Annotated in this window: 15 protein-coding genes; 8 read left to right on the forward strand and 7 right to left on the reverse strand. The window is 41.9% G+C overall.

Features of this window, described 5'->3' with window-relative positions; all coding sequences use genetic code 11:
• The first annotated feature begins 393 nt into the window (after positions 1-393).
• Genes FTU65_RS00225 through FTU65_RS00235 form a run of 3 tightly spaced genes read left to right on the forward strand, consistent with a single transcriptional unit; the run spans position 394 to position 3,730 of the window.
• Complete coding sequence (locus FTU65_RS00225; protein ID WP_180064880.1) at positions 394-2,493, forward strand: FUSC family protein; 2,100 nt, start codon at positions 394-396, stop codon at positions 2,491-2,493.
• The gene (locus FTU65_RS00230) at positions 2,486-2,692 is read left to right on the forward strand and encodes a DUF1656 domain-containing protein (protein WP_180004682.1); all 207 of its coding nucleotides are present in this window, start codon (positions 2,486-2,488) and stop codon (positions 2,690-2,692) included. The genes FTU65_RS00225 and FTU65_RS00230 overlap by 8 nt, the downstream gene beginning before the upstream one ends.
• Positions 2,693-2,725: 33 nt before the next feature.
• Positions 2,726-3,730: an HlyD family secretion protein gene (locus FTU65_RS00235; RefSeq protein WP_180064879.1), complete on the forward strand. Its 1,005-nt coding sequence runs from the start codon at positions 2,726-2,728 to the stop codon at positions 3,728-3,730.
• A gap of 105 nt (positions 3,731-3,835) precedes the next feature.
• On the opposite strand, the gene ruvX is transcribed toward FTU65_RS00235, so the two are convergent.
• A complete protein-coding gene (gene ruvX / locus FTU65_RS00240; RefSeq protein ID WP_078192570.1) occupies positions 3,836-4,279 on the reverse strand; it encodes a Holliday junction resolvase RuvX in 444 nt (147 codons plus the stop codon).
• Positions 4,272-4,826, reverse strand: a complete 555-nt coding sequence (locus FTU65_RS00245) for a YqgE/AlgH family protein (RefSeq protein WP_078189425.1) — start codon at positions 4,824-4,826, stop codon at positions 4,272-4,274. The genes ruvX and FTU65_RS00245 overlap by 8 nt, the downstream gene beginning before the upstream one ends.
• A 308-nt stretch (positions 4,827-5,134) precedes the next feature.
• Here FTU65_RS00245 and FTU65_RS00250 point away from each other — a divergent pair, with 308 nt between their 5' ends.
• On the forward strand, positions 5,135-5,860 hold the full coding sequence (locus FTU65_RS00250) for a hypothetical protein (RefSeq protein WP_180066121.1): 726 nt from the start codon (positions 5,135-5,137) through the stop codon (positions 5,858-5,860).
• Between the two features lie 61 nt (positions 5,861-5,921).
• Here FTU65_RS00250 and recN read toward each other — a convergent pair whose 3' ends face one another.
• The gene (gene recN, locus FTU65_RS00255; protein WP_180008045.1) at positions 5,922-7,583 is read right to left on the reverse strand and encodes a DNA repair protein RecN; all 1,662 of its coding nucleotides are present in this window, start codon (positions 7,581-7,583) and stop codon (positions 5,922-5,924) included.
• Between the two features lie 597 nt (positions 7,584-8,180).
• On the opposite strand from recN, the gene FTU65_RS00260 reads away from it, so the two are divergent.
• From FTU65_RS00260 to FTU65_RS00270, 3 genes are all read left to right on the forward strand, one after another.
• Entirely contained in the window at positions 8,181-8,504 is a 324-nt protein-coding gene (locus FTU65_RS00260; RefSeq protein WP_067763086.1) for a pyrimidine/purine nucleoside phosphorylase, read from the forward strand.
• Between the two features lie 177 nt (positions 8,505-8,681).
• Positions 8,682-9,440: a 23S rRNA (guanosine(2251)-2'-O)-methyltransferase RlmB gene (gene rlmB, locus FTU65_RS00265; protein WP_168378207.1), complete on the forward strand. Its 759-nt coding sequence runs from the start codon at positions 8,682-8,684 to the stop codon at positions 9,438-9,440.
• A gap of 8 nt (positions 9,441-9,448) precedes the next feature.
• Positions 9,449-10,369, forward strand: coding sequence for a DMT family transporter (locus FTU65_RS00270; RefSeq protein WP_168378261.1), 921 nt, complete (start codon positions 9,449-9,451; stop codon positions 10,367-10,369).
• A 14-nt stretch (positions 10,370-10,383) separates the two neighbouring features.
• Here the strand turns inward: FTU65_RS00270 and coaE are convergent, their stop codons facing one another.
• The 4 genes from coaE to pilB form a co-directional block, all read right to left on the reverse strand.
• The gene (coaE, locus tag FTU65_RS00275; protein WP_168378206.1) at positions 10,384-10,986 is read right to left on the reverse strand and encodes a dephospho-CoA kinase; all 603 of its coding nucleotides are present in this window, start codon (positions 10,984-10,986) and stop codon (positions 10,384-10,386) included.
• A gap of 9 nt (positions 10,987-10,995) precedes the next feature.
• Positions 10,996-11,814, reverse strand: a complete 819-nt coding sequence (locus tag FTU65_RS00280; protein ID WP_180064909.1) for an A24 family peptidase — start codon at positions 11,812-11,814, stop codon at positions 10,996-10,998.
• 65 nt (positions 11,815-11,879) lie between these two features.
• Positions 11,880-13,109 (reverse strand): type II secretion system F family protein, encoded by a 1,230-nt coding sequence (locus FTU65_RS00285; protein ID WP_180059132.1) that lies wholly within the window; start codon positions 13,107-13,109, stop codon positions 11,880-11,882.
• Between the two features lie 32 nt (positions 13,110-13,141).
• Positions 13,142-14,851: a type IV-A pilus assembly ATPase PilB gene (gene pilB / locus FTU65_RS00290; RefSeq protein ID WP_180064876.1), complete on the reverse strand. Its 1,710-nt coding sequence runs from the start codon at positions 14,849-14,851 to the stop codon at positions 13,142-13,144.
• A 275-nt stretch (positions 14,852-15,126) separates the two neighbouring features.
• On the opposite strand from pilB, the gene tpiA reads away from it, so the two are divergent.
• A complete protein-coding gene (tpiA, locus tag FTU65_RS00295) occupies positions 15,127-15,918 on the forward strand; it encodes a triose-phosphate isomerase (protein ID WP_180039974.1) in 792 nt (263 codons plus the stop codon).
• Positions 15,919-15,920: the final 2 nt, after the last annotated feature.

Raw genomic sequence — 15,920 nt, forward strand, 5'->3', positions numbered from 1 at the left:
GCGCTTTTCTACACTGGAAATGAAACAAATCTGAAATATCACAGGGTTTCTTGGGTTATTCTGATAAAAGCATAATAAAAAATTGAAATACGCATTCAAAATATAGACCAATTATCAAAATAAGATATTAATATTGACTTTAATTTGTTTTTTTAGCAAAATTGTTGTGAAAATATCCTATATTGAATAAATATTGCCCATTCTTTCGATGCGCAGGCAATGTTGCACATTACTTTTTGTATTCAAATGGTTTGAAACACGATTTGAATCGCTTCTTTACTTATTGAAATTTCTAGTCATTCCTGTGCCGTGATACAGGTTGTGCTGTCGAATGTTTAAGCATTCGATACAAGGCCGTTTTCACTAAAAAGAAGCAAACCGACGAGATCAATCATGTTGCTGACGAAACAAATACTCGCTTTTCGGCCCAATAAAATGGACTGGATTTTTGCGACCAAAACGTTCATCGCGGGCATGTTGGCATTGTATGTGGCCTTTGTACTGAATTTGGCTTATCCGATTTGGGCGATTGGCACCGTTTTCGTAATCGCGAATCCATATTCAGGCATGACGTCTTCAAAAAGTTTGTATCGTGTATTAGGGACGTTCTTAGGGGCGGCTGTGTCAGTGGTGGCACTGCCACATCTCATCCATATGCCAGTACTGTTTACGGTTTTTTTGGCTGTTTGGGTTGGGTTTTGCTTGTATTTGTCACTGCTAGACCGTACGCCTCGTAGTTATGTTTCCATGTTGGCGGGTTATACCACGGTCATTATCTGTTTTAACGTGGTGTATTTTATTGATACCGCTTCGATCTTCGATATGGCCTTGGGGCGTTTTCTCGAAATTACGGTGGGTGTGGTATGTAGTGCCATCGTGACCACGACATTATTTCCAATGCATATTGGCCCTGCAGTCGAAACACGCGTGAGCAAAACCTTTGCCGATACCAAAGAAATATTTGATCAGATTTTATTAGAGCCTGCCGAACTAGAAAATTATTCTAAAAATCTTGGCAATATTGCACGAGATATCGCGGATATACATGTCATGGCGGTGCATTTGTCATATGAAAAATCTACCTTAAAAGGCATGACACGTCCATTGCAGGAAATCTTGCATCAGTTGAGTTTGTTGGTCAGTAACTTGGTGGCCATGTCTGAACGGATGAAACAATTAGACGGTCTGGACACACATTATCGGACGGCACTCAAGCAAGCCCATGAACATATTGCCGCGTTTTTATTAGATCAACATCAGATTGAGGAAAGTGAACTTAATCAATTGCCTGAACAGTTTGAGCAAGATTTTCAACAGATTCAGGCACAGGCATTGCCATCACAACAGGTGATTTTGGGCAGTCTAAAAATGGATATTCGCCATTTTATTCAGAATATTCGTGCGATTCGCTTGCTTTGGCAGCGGGTACAACAAGGCGACTCCACTTTACCGGCCACACTAACCGCCTTGGGCAATAGTCATTATCCGACTTTGCACCGAGATGCGGGGGTTGCCATTCGTGGCGGGGTGTCTGCATGTTTGATTATTTTAATTTCTACGGGTTTTTGGATCGTCAGTGGTTGGAAAGCTGGATTTATGATGGCCGAAATGGCTGCAATCAGTGCTTGTATTTTAACTGCAATGGATAACCCTGTTCCTGCATTGAAAATGTTTATTCGCGCCAATATGTATGCGGCTTTTATGGTGTTCATCTACGCCTATGGCATTTTCCCGCATGTGACCGCTTTTTGGCAGTTGATCGTGGTGTTAGCACCGTTTGTGATGTTCTGTCTGATGCTATTTTTACATCCGCCTTTGGTCGGGATCAGCTTGCCGCTTTTGATGGGCACCATCATGGGGCTGAATTTTCAAAACCGCTTTAGCCTTGATCAGGTGTTTTTCTTCGATGCATCGATTGGGACGGTTTTGGGACCCATTATTTCGGTGTTTATTATTCATTTAGTGCGTGCGATGTCACCGGATATGACGGCCCAACGCATACTTTCACAGCATTACAAAGCACTGCGTCAGGCATTATATCTGCCGTATGGCTTACCGTTTCGGGTGCATTTACGCAGTATGTTGGACCGAATCGGCATCCTAAACAGCAAAATGGTGCAATCAGGGAATTTAAAACAACAGATCGAGTGGGCTTTGGTGGAAGCCAGTGCTGTGATTGATTTAACCCGCTTGCAAGAACTCATGAATAAACTCGATCCGAATGATGCACTGGTCAGCGAACTCGAAGAGTTACAACAAGATTTAGATGACTATTTTCGGGCCATGGAACAAGGGCAAAAGAATGTGTATATGAGCTTGAAACAGCAAATTGTAGAGCGAATTCAACGATTGAATCAGGCTGTTCAGGGTGTGGAAAACGATGATGTTATGTATCGAATTCAGTATTCGCTGAACAATATTCAAAGCAGTTTGTGTCATGTCCTAACACAGCAAACACCAGATAATTTACAGGTCGAGGCACAACATGGGTGAGCTAAATGTATATGGCGTCTATGTGCCCATTCTATTGATTCAAGCGGTATTGGCCTATCTGTTATTGCGGGTCATCATGCGTTTGCTTGACCGATGGATGGCGCCAGATTGGGTGCCGATGCTCAATATTTTTTATTTGGGTGTATTTGTGATGTTGCTTTGGCTGGTGCATGAAATCTTTATTTTCTGCCAGTTCTAAGCCCCTAAAAAATGAAATGATTGAGGTAATCGTATGACCAATTTGAATGTCCGAAAATATGTTCGGCCTGTATTGTTGATAATCGTGCTATGTGGCGCATTACTTGCGCTGAAACATATTTGGGACTATTACAATTCGGAACCATGGACGCGTGATGGACGGGTACGTGGTGACGTGATTCAAGTGTCATCGGATGTTTCAGGTTTGGTCACAGACGTTTTAGTTCAAGACAACCAACAAGTGAAAAAAGGCCAAGTGCTGTTTCGTATAGATGTGGCACGTCAAGCTTTGGATGTTGAGCAAGCCAAATCTGACTTGGCGAAAGCCAAAGCAGGACTGGCAGGGGCTGAAGCGCAGCTTGCTGAAGCCAAAGCGAATTTAGTGAAGTCACAAGCCAATATTAATCTTGCAGATAAAAATGCAAATCGTTATGCAAGTTTGATGGACGGTGCGATTTCAAAACAAGAACAAGATCAAATGTTTGCAGTACGTGATCAATCACATGCAGAGCATGAACAAACTCAGGCCGCGATTGAGCAAGCCAAAGCCAGTGTGGTGCAGCAAAAAGCCCTGATTGAAGCGGCGAATAGCAGTTTGCATTTGGCAGAATTGAATTTAAAACGTTCGGAAGTGGTTGCACCGACTGATGGAACATTGTCTAACTTTGAACTCAAAGCAGGGAATTACGTCAAAGTTGGCCAAGCCGTAGCGGCCTTAATTGACCGTCAACAATTGTATGTTGTGGGATATTTTGAAGAAACCAAACTAGATAAAATCTATGTTGGCGCACCTGCAACAATCCAACTGATGGGAAGTTCTGAAGTTTATAAGGGGCATGTACAAGGCGTTGCAACAGGGATTGAAGACCGTGAACGTACATCGACTGATAGTTTACTGGCCAATGTCAATCCAACCTTTAGTTGGGTTCGTTTGGCACAGCGTGTACCAGTGAAAATTGTACTGGATGAAGTGCCGCATGATCAGTTGGCTTTTGTCGCGGGTCGAACCACCACGATTCATATTGTGGATAAAAACTAAGTTATCCCCAATCATTTCATTTGCGCAGCATTGAGTGATCAATCTTGCGCATAAAAAAGCATCCTTTTTCGGATGCTTTTTTATTTGCCTGTTTGTTGAAAGCGCTTAAGGTTTCAGTCCCACTGGATTTCGATACCAACTTTCAATAAATAATGCTGCAGCAAGGCTGTCGGCAGAAAGATTCTTCGCACGGCCTTGGGCTTGATAATGATCTAATTCATCACGCGCTTCACGTGTCGTTAAGCGTTCATCGACCATCAAGGTTTCAATATTGGTTTGGTGGCGAAGGCGTCGTGCAAATTTACGCGCACGTGTGGAGAGTTCAGACTCGCTATCATCCATATTGAGCGGTAGACCCACGATGAACAAATCCGGCTGATACTGTTTCACAATCTTGAGTAGATTATCCCAATTGGGAATGCCATCTTTCATGGGAAAGAGTGGCAGGGGATTTGCACTTTCAATCAGGGCTTGTCCCACAGCCATTCCTGTTTTTTGTGTGCCAAAGTCAAAGGCCATAATCATTTGATATTGTGGTAAATCAGGCATGTCCAATCTCAGATGATAACCACATGCGGTCTACGCCCATTTTTTTATAGGCAGCGTCCCAGCGGTCGTCATAAGGTAAGTTAAATATTAAATCCATGTCTGAGTCACAAATGAGCCAATCACCCCGAGCAATTTCTTCTTCTAACTGGCTTTTACCCCAACTGGCATAGCCTAGAGCCACCTGATAACGACCAACACCTTCATTGTGTGCAATCGCATCTAAAATATCTTTAGACGTGGTAATGCAGACATTTTCACCTACAGCAATAGACGAATGCCATGTCGGTTGACCGGTATGAAGAACAAAACCTGCCTCTGGGCGCAAAGGACCACCTTGCAACACTTCATGAGGATGCACATTATCTGCCTCAATTTCCAAATCATTCAAGAGTTCTTTGATCTGTAAACCTGATGGACGATTAATAATGATGCCTTGGGCGCCATCTTCATCATGTCGCGCTAAATAAATCACCGTATTGGCAAAGAATTCATCGTTCATTTCGGGTGGAGCAATCAGGCAGCGGTGTGTGAGGTATTGTTTAGTCACCTAATGGCTTCTCCTTATTGGGGTAAGTTTCATTCTTGGGGGGAATTGCATTCGAATAACGTTGTATTTATCAACATACTAGACTCACAAGTTTTCAACAATGAGTTTTTCTGCAAATTTAATATTTGTCATGCTCGACCAGTGAGGGACATGCTAAAAATCTTCATCGTGCAGGCGGGTCTGCAATGTGGTGAATTGTGAAGCGATGATTGGTGATTTGAACAACAGCAGTACAAAAGTGAGGAGAAGATATACGTGATGGATGACTGAGATTGCTTAAAATAGCAGGATAAACTGAGGGTAAAACAATGACACATTATTCAAAAATAATAGGGATGGCACTCTGTGCAAGCCTACCTATTTCAGGCTTTGCAGGAAGTGCTGACTTACAAAAACATGAATCTCAGGTGATTAAAAAATATAAAAACTTAAATTTTTATGAGGTCAATGAAGCGATAGAACGTGAAATTGTGGATGTCATTGCGGCAGATCCGAGCAGTTTTCACTACGGATTTACGCAACTCGAAAAGCAAGGTTTTGTTCATGTGCAATATTCACCAGATAAAAAACTTAAATTTTATAGTTTTGATGTGTCTGGCGGAGGCACGATGGGGGAGTGGAGCAGCTATGTGCAATATGCAACGGGAAAAACGCAACATTTAGATCAATTTGACTCAGGCTATATCAATCAAATTTTGCCGGTCAACATCCAAAATAAAACCGTATATTTGGTGAAGAGTTATTATAAAGGTGATAATTGCAGTGGACTACATCATCTAAGAGCTGTTGAAGTTGGACCAAAACAGTTACTTAAATCTTATGTATTTCAAACTAAGCAAAAGAAACTAGATCAAATCTCGGTAGATTATGACTGCCATTATGAAACCAATCGTCGTAGCGGTAATGAATATCTCAAAATCAGTCCGAAACACGTGGATGTTATGTTACTCAATCAACAACATCAGCCGCAGTATAAATATATACGCTATAGCTTAGGCTCGAAAGCCTTTGTGTATCAGGGAATTGTCAAATAGTGTATTTAAGAAAAAAGCCTGTGTACTTTGAATACACAGGCTTTTTTGAAAGCATCAAAAATTAACTATGTTGAAATTTTAATTGTCGCAACTGTTTTGCGTGTTGTAAGGTCGTTTGACTAATCTCCACACCACCAGTCATTCGAGCCAGCTCTTGGATCCGATCATCTTCTTCTAATTCGATAATTGTACTGCTTGCAGGATCCGTTTGACGTTTTTTCACCAAGAGATGTTGGTCAGATTGGGCAGCGACTTGCGCTTGATGCGTGATACATAGAATTTGAACATGCTGCGCCAAATCAGCCAACAAACGCCCCACAATTTCTGCCGTTCCGCCACTGATCCCGACATCAATTTCATCAAAGACTAACACTTCGGATTCGGTTTTTTCAGCATTCATCACTTGCATGACTAAGGCAATACGTGACAATTCCCCCCCCGATGCCACGCGTGCTAAAGGCTGAGCAGGAATCCCTTTGTTTGCGGTGAACAGGAGTTGAATAAAGCTTAAACCTTCACTTGAAGCTTGTTCTAGAGGCTCAAACTTAAATTCAAAATGAGCCTCTGGGAGCGCGAGCTGCTTCACTTGTTCAGTCAATTGTTTCGCCAATGGGGTAGACGCTTCACGACGAATATCATCCAAATGCTGTGCTTTGGCTAAAAAGTCTTGATGAGACACTTCCACTTGTTCAGCTAGGGTTTCAGGATCTTCAAGTTGATGTAATTGTTCAAGCTCAAGCTGCCACGCATCATAATCATTTTTTAAGTCTTCAGGCTGAGTACGATATTTACGCGCTAAGCGATGAAAAACTTCGAGTTTAGTGTTTAATTCGTCCATACGTTCAGGATCGAAACTTTGACGATCAATAAACTGACGTAAATTTGCTGTCGCGTCTTCAATTTCACTTTGAGCGTTCAGCAGCGACGTATAAATTTCAGAAAGTTGTTCACTACGTCCTGCATGCGATTCAATTCGACGAATGATCGCGCCCATTTCTTGATTGATATTTTGCTCGGCATCATCGAGGGCATTTAGACCATAGCTACAATCCTGCATGATATGTTCATGATGACTGAGACGGTCAAATTCTTGCTCGATTTCTTTGTAGTCCGTTTGCACAAGGTCTTCAAGTTCTTCTAATTGAAGTTCAAGCGTTTCTATCCGTTGCTTACGTGTGGCTTGGGCATCGAGTGCTGCCTGGTGCTGTCGAATGTCCTTTTGCCACTTGCTATAGGCATCACGCACGGCTTGAGCAGGCTGATAAAAATTGTAATAGCGATCTAGCCAATGTTTTGGATAAGGCGGTTCCAAGAGTTGTTGTTGGCTGTGTTGGCTATAGAGTTGTACCAATAAGCGGCCAATTTCTTTTAACTCAGATAAGCTGCTCGGACGTCCATTAATCCATGCTTTGCTGCGACCTGTTGCAAAAATTACGCGACGTAAATGGATTTCGCCAGACTCATCATCCAATTCGTGTTCTTTGAGCCAAAGCGCTTCAGGACTGTGCTCTTGATAGCTAAAGGTCGCTGTTACATCGGCTTTGTCTGATCCATAGCGCACATAGTTGGTGTCTGTACGTTCACCTAAGCAAGCTGATAATGCGTCTAGAAGTAAAGATTTACCTGCACCCGTTTCACCCGTCAGGACATTAAAGCCTTGTTCAATGTCGATGGCTAAATGGTCGGCTAATGCAAAATTGATCAGAGTTAAATGTGTCAGCATAAACGCATCCGAGCTGCGAAAAGTTCTAGTTAAAGATAATTAAGTTTTGTTTTAGTCACAAGATAAGTTTTATTTTAAGATGACGAAAAACCTCATAATTCTATCTTAAATTTCAGTTTAATAAGAAATTAGTTTCGTATCCGCTGTATGCACGTAGTGTTGTGATGCAAAGAGTAGATGATCTTGCATAACGTGAGCTTAAACCATCCAACATCCTGCCAAGTCCTCACAAAACACGTTTGTGTATGTATTCTTGTATTTAATCTAGCGTGTTATTGCCATAAAACGTCATGATTTGGTCACTCAAATCTACCAATATGATTCATCACGCTGCTATTTTTTTGAAAAGAGTTTTCAGCGTTTCGATCACCCTAACTAGGACTTTAGTGGATGAAACAAAAAAGTATTTTGTACAACAGCACAGCTTGTTTTAGACTCTAAATGTTGAGGTAGTGGGATGAAATTGGGGCACATCCAGTACTCAGATTTTTGTAATTATCTATCGCACAGTTTTCAACACAGATTGATTAGTTTTTGCAGCACAATTAAACTACATCGATCAAAATATTATAAATATGCTTTATCTGGAGAAAACGCATGTCAGCACAGTTTGATCATGTATCGGTAATCAAAAAATCAAATGTTTATTTTGGCGGTCTATGCATCAGCCATACTGTGCAATTTGAAGATGGAACAAAGAAAACACTGGGTGTGTTGCTTCCAACTGAACAAGCGCTGACTTTTGAAACTCATGTACCTGAACGTATGGAAATTATTTCAGGCGAATGTCGTGTTCAAATTGCAGATAGCGAAGAAAGCGAATTATTCCGTGCGGGCCAATCGTTCTACGTGCCAGGTAATAGCCGTTTTAAAATTGAAACAGACGAAGTCTTGGATTATGTGTGCCACTTAGAAGGCTAATGATTCAATCAATTTAGGCACAGTTTTTTAACCTCAAATCGGTTAAACTATGTGTCATAGCATAAATCCTGTAAAGCTTGCTTTGCAGGATTTTTCTTTTTGGCAGCCTATGCTGTGCTCTAGGGATATCATACCCTGTTCAAAAGTTTATCGAAGTTTGCAATTTAGAGGTCGTTCATGGCGAAACCGGAATATTATTATGGCGTTCATTCAGTGGAGTCATTACTGGAACTTGAGCCAGAACGCGTTTTAACTTTATTTGCGTTAAAAGGACGTGATGATCAGCGTTTAAAACGTATTTTTGAGCTTGCAGAACCGTTTGGTGTCAGCATTCAAAAAGCTAGTCGTGATAGTTTGGAAAAACTTGCGGGACAACCGTTCCATCAAGGTGTGGTCGCTGCTGTACGCCCCCATCCAGTTTTGAACGAAAAAGATTTAGAGGCTTTATTACAAGCCAATCCAAATGCGTTGCTATTGGCATTAGATCATATTACAGATCCACATAACCTTGGTGCATGCATTCGTACAGCGGCAGCCATGGGTGTTGAAGCGGTGATTGCACCGCGTGATCGTTCAGCGACACTTACCCCAACAGCCCGTAAAGTGGCTGCAGGTGGTGCTGAAAAAGTGAAGTTTATTCAGGTGACGAACTTGGCACGTACCTTGGCTCAAATCAAAGAAGACTTTAATGTACGTGTGGTCGGCACCATGCTAGATGAAAAAGCTTTGCCGATACAAAATTTTGACTTCACAGGTACGGGTGTATGTGTGGTGATGGGTGCTGAAGATACAGGTTTGCGTCCCATTACTCAGGCGCAATGTGATCAAACTGTTTACATTCCAATGGCTGGAAATTTGCAAAGCCTAAATGTCAGTGTCGCGACAGGTATGGCATTGTATGAAGCATGTCGTCAACGTAATAATGAATTGAAATAGCAGTGATGATGTCTCCTCAAAAGCAAGGTTATTTATATGTGTTCATTACCATGTGTATTTGGGGAGGATTCACCTTAACGGCGCGTTTAAGTGCTAATTGGGGAATCAGTGCTTGGGATATCACAGCACTCCGGTTCGCTTTGGCATTTTGCATCTTAATGCCAATTTTGATTTATAAAAAAGATACGGCTTTTTTATGGAAGAAAGAGCCTTTTATCCTCGCTATGCTCGGTGGGGTGACCTATTGCTTAACGGCCTATAGCGCATTTCATTATGCTCCTGCGGCTCATGCTGCAATTTTCCTCAATGGTTGTATTCCCTTATGTACGGCCATAGCCGCATTTCTGATCTTCAAACAGCCGCTCGATAAGCATACCTGGATCAGTGTGGTCATTATGGTTTCTGCTATTAGCTTAATGAGCTATCTGATGTATGTGGAAACCGGTGTAGCGTTTGGTTTGGGTGATTTGCTGTTTTTTATTAGTGCCATTTGGTGGGGGATATTTACGGTATTGCTTAAGCAATGGAAGCTCTCTGCTTGGCATGCCATGGCGGGGGTTGCGATTTGGTCCGCCGTGGTATTTGTACCAATTTACCTACTATTTTTCCCTAAACATTGGTCCGATCCTGAGCCGCTGCAGCTCATTGGGCAAGTCATCTTTCACGGTATTTTTGTGGTGATTATTGCGACTTTAACGTATGTAGAGGCGATCAAGCGCTTAGGTGCATTTAAAGCCGGAAGTATCGTAACTTTGGCACCTTTTATTGCTGCGATTTTAGCGGTGCCGCTGCTAAATGAACCCTTAAGTTTTGCAATTGTGTGCGGATTGGTCGGGATGGGGATTGGAGCGATTCAACCGTGGAAATGGTTGGGACGAAAGGATAGTCTAGAGCAGCAACTCGAACAACAAAAAAAGCAGTCTGAGTAAGACTGCTTTTTTCTTTAGCTTTTTTCAGCGTGCGCTAAGTACTTGAGATGCAACGGCCGAAGCTGCGCATAAAGATGATCTAAATGACCATCATTCAGCACGATATCATCGGCAATTTTTTGCTTTTCCTGACGTGACATTTGAACTTGAATAATTTTTTGGATTTGCTCGATATTTTGACCATCACGCTGTGATGCACGCTGAATTTGCAATTGTTCTGTGGCATCAATCAGCAAGGTGTGATTGGCCAATTCATGTTGATTGGTTTCAAATAATAACGGCGAAACCAAGATGACATAGGGGCTAGTGGCTTCGTTTAATTGTTGGATAATGGACTGGCGTATTGCTGGATGGGTAATGGCTTCAAGTGCTTGACGTGCTGTAGGATCTTTAAAGATATGCTCGCGTAATGCACGCCGATTTAACTCACCATTTGCAAGTAAAACCCAATCACCAAATTGTTGCTGAATTTGATTCAGTGCGGGTTGACCAGGTTCGACAACTTCCCGTGCAACGATATCAGCATCGACGACTTGAATGCCTTGGAGTTCAAACCAATTGCTTGCAGCAGATTTACCGCTACCAATACCACCTGTTAAACCCAAGACAAATGTCATACAACGACCTTACTGACCCAAATAAATTTTCATAATTTGATCACCCCATAAAAAGGCGATCCATCCAGCGATGGCAATATAGGGACCAAATGCAAAAGGTTGGTTTTCTTTACGGACTTTGAGCAAAATAATGCCGATGATTGCACCCACCAGTGAAGAGAGTAATACAATCAGTGGAAGCAGGAAAGGGCCCATCCATGCACCCAAGGCAGCTAAAAGCTTAAAGTCACCATAGCCCATACCTTCTTTGCCAGTGATGATTTTAAATAAATAGTAAACAATCCATAGGCATAAGAAGCCGATGATATATCCCCAAATGGCTGAGGTTGCAGAGGTATAAATGGCATAGCTATTCACGCCAAGCCCGAGTGCAGCCAAAGGAAGTGTATAACGGTCAGGTAAAAGTTGGGTGTCAAAGTCAATAAAGGTTAATGCAATCAATACATAAGTCAGCACCAAACCAAACAGCATCTGGATGGTTGGACCAAAAACTGCAACAACAATCAGCGCACAGATCATGGTGAGTAGCTCAATCAGTGGATAACGGCTACTGATCGGGTTTTGGCAACTTCCACATTTTCCGCGTAAAACAATCCAACTGATAACCGGAATGTTTTGATACCAACGAATTGGCGTTTTACATTTTGGGCAGGTTGAAGCAGGAGTACTTAGGGTAATCTTTGTTTCATCAATAATCGGTTGGTCTGGATGTAAAAACAGTTGGCAATCCGTGCGCCATTCTTGTTCCATCATCTTCGGCGTGCGGTAAATCGCCACATTCAAAAAACTGCCGATGCAAAGACTAAAAATCCCAACTGCGATATACATCGCAGTTGGGTTGTTGATTAAGTAGCTAAAAAAATCAGTAAACAAAATATTTCCTTTTCTTGGTTTTAACCAACCACTGAACCCATTTGGAAGATTGGGAGGTACATTGCGACAACAAGCCCCCCTACTAAAATCCCGAGAATAGCCATAATTAAGGGTTCCATCATCGAGGTTAAGCCATCAACGGCATTATCTACTTCATTCTCATAATGTGTCGCCACTTTATCTAGCATGGCATCTAAAGCACCAGACTCTTCACCAATAGCGACCATTTGGACTGCCATAGGTGGAAATTTATCGGTAACACGCATGGCGAATTGCAATTGCTGACCAGTCGCGACATCTTCACGAATTTTCATGACCGCTGTTTCATAGACCACGTTGTTGGTTGCACCTGCAGTTGATTCTAGTGCATCGATTAAAGGTACACCTGCGGCAAAGGTGGTTGCCAAGGTACGGCTATAGCGGGCAATAATCGCTTTATAAACCAAATCACCAAAAATTGGTGCTTTTAGTGCAGCTTTGTCTAAGAAGTCTCGGAAAGCTTTGCTACGTTTTTTTGCTTCTAGAAACCCACCAATTAATATTGCAATAACCACAAGCATGATAAACCAATAATCTTTAGTCCAATTTGACATATTGACAACCATCTTAGTAAAAGCTGGCAGTTCTGCACCAAATGAACTGAAAAGGCCTTCAAATACGGGTACAACTTTCACCATCAAAATAATCGTCACAATTATCGCGACCACAATAACTGTGGCTGGGTACTTCATGGCCTTTTTGATTTTTTGCTTAAGCAATTCACTTTTTTCTTTATAAATGGCAACACGATCCAGCATGGTTTCAAGTGCACCCGATTGTTCGCCTGATTCAACCAAAGAGCAAAATAGGTTGTCGAAATACTGCGGATATTTACGGAGTGCACCTGCAAAGGTATTGCCGCCTTCAACTTCACCTTTAATCCCCAAGACCACTTCACGCATGGCTGGGTTTTCTAAGCCTTCCGCCACGATTTCGAACCCTTGAACGAGCGGTACGCCGGCTTTCATCATGGTTGCAAGTTGGCGCGTGAATACCGTGATATCCAAAGTGGATACTTTCTTTTTCATCAAGCCTTCGAGAATGTTTTTACGTTTTTCTCGAATGGTTTTAATGGTGATGCCTTGCTTACGTAAAGTGACTTTAGCTAAAGCCATATTACGCGAAGGCATTTCCCCTTTGATTTTCGCCCCTTTGCGATCCACGCCTTCATAACTGAAGGTTGGCATCATCTGCGCTTTTTTTACAGCCATGAATTTATCCTTATTTTTAAATACTAATTCACTTACTCACTGGTCACACGATTGACTTCTTGAAGTGAAGTCACCCCCTGCATGACCTTAATTAAGCCTGAACGGCGTAAATTGTTGAAACCTGCTTGATTTGAAGCTTCGGCAATTTGTAAGGCATTGCCGTCTTCCATAATAATTCTTGAAATTTCAGGTGTCACTTTCATGACTTCGTAAATACCGACACGGCCTTTATAGCCTTCACGGCATTCGGCACAACCCACAGGCTGGTATATTTGGAATTCTGGTGTATTTAAATCATCTTCGGTAAAACCAAGCTCCAATAGACTTTGTTTTGGTACGTCTACTGTTTCTTTACATTGTGAACATAGGCGACGTGCAAGTCGCTGCGCAATGACAAGGTTCACGGATGTCGCGATGTTAAATGAAGGCACGCCCATATTGCGTAAGCGTGTCAGTGTTTCAGGTGCACTATTGGTATGCAGTGTAGACATCACCATGTGACCTGTTTGAGCCGCTTTAATTGCAATTTCAGCCGTTTCTAAATCTCGAATCTCACCGACCATCACAATATCAGGGTCTTGACGTAAGAATGATTTTAAGGCTGCAGAGAAGGTGAGGCCGACTTTATTATTTACGTTGACCTGATTGATCCCTTCTAAGTTAATTTCCACAGGGTCTTCGGCCGTTGAAATATTGGTATCTTCACGGTTGAGAATATTTAAACCTGTATATAGAGATACGGTTTTACCGGAACCCGTTGGACCGGTAATGAGTAGCATGCCTTGTGGTTTTTCTAAAGCCTGCATGAACAGTTCTTTTTGATCCGGTTCATAACCCAACGCATCAATCCCTAGCATCGCACTAGATGGATCAAGGATACGTAGAACAAGTTTTTCACCAAACAATGTCGGTAAAGAGTTCACACGGAAGTCGATAGCTTTGTTCTTTGAAAGCTTTAACTTGATACGACCGTCTTGAGGTATACGCTTTTCCGAGATGTCCATTTGTGACATGACTTTTAAACGTGAAGCGAGTCGAGTAGCGAGCTGCAAGGGCGGATTTGTAATTGTTCTTAACACGCCATCGACACGGTAGCGGACGCGATAGGTCTTTTCGTAGGGTTCGAAATGTAAGTCAGATGCACCCATGCGAATTGCGTCGACTAGTAGTTTATTGATGTACTTAACAATCGGCGCTTCATCACCCGTTGCCTCATCTTCATCTTCTTGAGATGGATCGGGTGTTTCACTATCTAAATCAAGATCAAAGTCATCATCAAAGTCAAAAGTACTTTCTTCAGCGAAGTTCTGTTCAATTAACTTTTCAAGTTTGTCATGTTCAACAATAATGGTTTCGGTATTCAGCTTACTACCAAACCGAATGGCATCCACTGCTTCAATATTGGTGGGATTACTGATCGCAACGAATAATAAATTGCCATGTTTAAAAATGGGCAAAATACGATGCTTGGTAATTAACTTATCTTCAAATTCATCACGAATAATTAAGGAGGTGTCATAAGTCGAAATATCAAAAACCGGTTCACCGAACTCTATCGAGATGGTTTCAGCGATCAGGCGTGCTGAAAGTTGATATTCCTGAATCAAATGCGGCACGATATCTTGATGAGCCTTTTTTGAATTTTGCAGCGCTGTTTGCATTTTTTCGGCAGACAGATGCCCTTCGTCAACTAAGCGACGAATAAACCCCGTAAATCTTGAAGAACCTTGAACTGCTGTCATGCTTTTACTTGCCTATGCTTCAGTCTGTTTATAATTGGTATAGCAAAATTATACTTTTGTTGCACAAAAATACCATATCTTAAAGTGTTGTCACTAGCTAAGAATTGGTAAAAAGCATGAACCAGTCCTTAAATCTGCTTAATTTTTTTACAGAAAAGTGAAGATCTTGGAATGACTGGTGTGGTTCGAAGATGCAAATGTGTTGAAATTTATCTTCAAAATTATGAATTACGTGTAGAATGTGCCCGATTTCATCTTTGTCATGTGGGATAAATATGTCGGGTTCGACGATTACGCCTTGGGTAGTGGGTAACTGGAAAATGAACCCATTGCAAGCCGATGCTGGCGCACTTCTTAAGAATTTTAAGCAATTATTAAATGAACAAAATATTGCTGAAGCGGCATGCCATATTGGGGTTGCACCAACAGCTATTGCTCTGACCACGGTGCAAAATGAATTAGCACAAGCTAGCCGTAACATCATGACTGTTGCACAAGACGTTTCTCGCGTTGCAGGTACAGGTGCATATACGGGTGAGCTCAGTGCTGAGCTATTAAAAGATTATGGTGTTGAATTTGTACTGATTGGTCATTCAGAACGCCGTGAAATTTTTGCTGATCAACCGCATATCATTAATGAAAAAGTAAAAAATGCATTAAACGCAGGTTTGACTGTGATTTATTGTGTGGGTGAAAGCTTAGAACAACGTGAAAGCGGTCAAGCAGAACAGGTTGTGTTACAACAAATATGTGATATCGCTGCTGTCGTACAAGCAGAGCAGTGGAAACAAATTGTGGTGGCTTATGAGCCAATTTGGGCCATTGGTACAGGTAAAACAGCGTCACCTGAAGATGCACAAGCGATGCATGCTAAAATTCGTGAAGGTTTAAGCCAAATCACCCCAATGGGACTTCATACTGCGATTCTTTATGGTGGTAGTGTAAAACCTGAAAATGCAGTAGAGTTGGCAGCCTGTCCGGATATCAATGGTGCGCTGGTCGGTGGTGCATCATTAAATGCAGAGTCGTTTTATAAAATTGCTCAAGCATTTGCAAATACAAAATAATT

This window comes from Acinetobacter sp. YH12129, assembly GCF_013418685.1.
GTDB lineage: Bacteria > Pseudomonadota > Gammaproteobacteria > Pseudomonadales > Moraxellaceae > Acinetobacter > Acinetobacter amyesii.

What these genes read in the sequence shown, in the direction of transcription:
- FTU65_RS00280 (WP_180064909.1), bottom strand. Translation starts at nt 11,814, where the DNA reads ATGTATATCGCAGTTGGGATTTTTAGTCTTTGCATCGGCAGTTTTTTG.
- FTU65_RS00260 (WP_067763086.1), top strand. Translation starts at nt 8,181, where the DNA reads ATGTCAGCACAGTTTGATCATGTATCGGTAATCAAAAAATCAAATGTT.
- FTU65_RS00285 (WP_180059132.1), bottom strand. Translation starts at nt 13,109, where the DNA reads ATGGCTGTAAAAAAAGCGCAGATGATGCCAACCTTCAGTTATGAAGGC.
- FTU65_RS00225 (WP_180064880.1), top strand. Translation starts at nt 394, where the DNA reads ATGTTGCTGACGAAACAAATACTCGCTTTTCGGCCCAATAAAATGGAC.
- rlmB (WP_168378207.1), top strand. Translation starts at nt 8,682, where the DNA reads ATGGCGAAACCGGAATATTATTATGGCGTTCATTCAGTGGAGTCATTA.
- recN (WP_180008045.1), bottom strand. Translation starts at nt 7,583, where the DNA reads ATGCTGACACATTTAACTCTGATCAATTTTGCATTAGCCGACCATTTA.
- FTU65_RS00230 (WP_180004682.1), top strand. Translation starts at nt 2,486, where the DNA reads ATGGGTGAGCTAAATGTATATGGCGTCTATGTGCCCATTCTATTGATT.
- ruvX (WP_078192570.1), bottom strand. Translation starts at nt 4,279, where the DNA reads ATGCCTGATTTACCACAATATCAAATGATTATGGCCTTTGACTTTGGC.
- tpiA (WP_180039974.1), top strand. Translation starts at nt 15,127, where the DNA reads ATGTCGGGTTCGACGATTACGCCTTGGGTAGTGGGTAACTGGAAAATG.
- FTU65_RS00250 (WP_180066121.1), top strand. Translation starts at nt 5,135, where the DNA reads ATGACACATTATTCAAAAATAATAGGGATGGCACTCTGTGCAAGCCTA.
- FTU65_RS00235 (WP_180064879.1), top strand. Translation starts at nt 2,726, where the DNA reads ATGACCAATTTGAATGTCCGAAAATATGTTCGGCCTGTATTGTTGATA.
- coaE (WP_168378206.1), bottom strand. Translation starts at nt 10,986, where the DNA reads ATGACATTTGTCTTGGGTTTAACAGGTGGTATTGGTAGCGGTAAATCT.
- FTU65_RS00270 (WP_168378261.1), top strand. Translation starts at nt 9,449, where the DNA reads ATGTCTCCTCAAAAGCAAGGTTATTTATATGTGTTCATTACCATGTGT.
- pilB (WP_180064876.1), bottom strand. Translation starts at nt 14,851, where the DNA reads ATGACAGCAGTTCAAGGTTCTTCAAGATTTACGGGGTTTATTCGTCGC.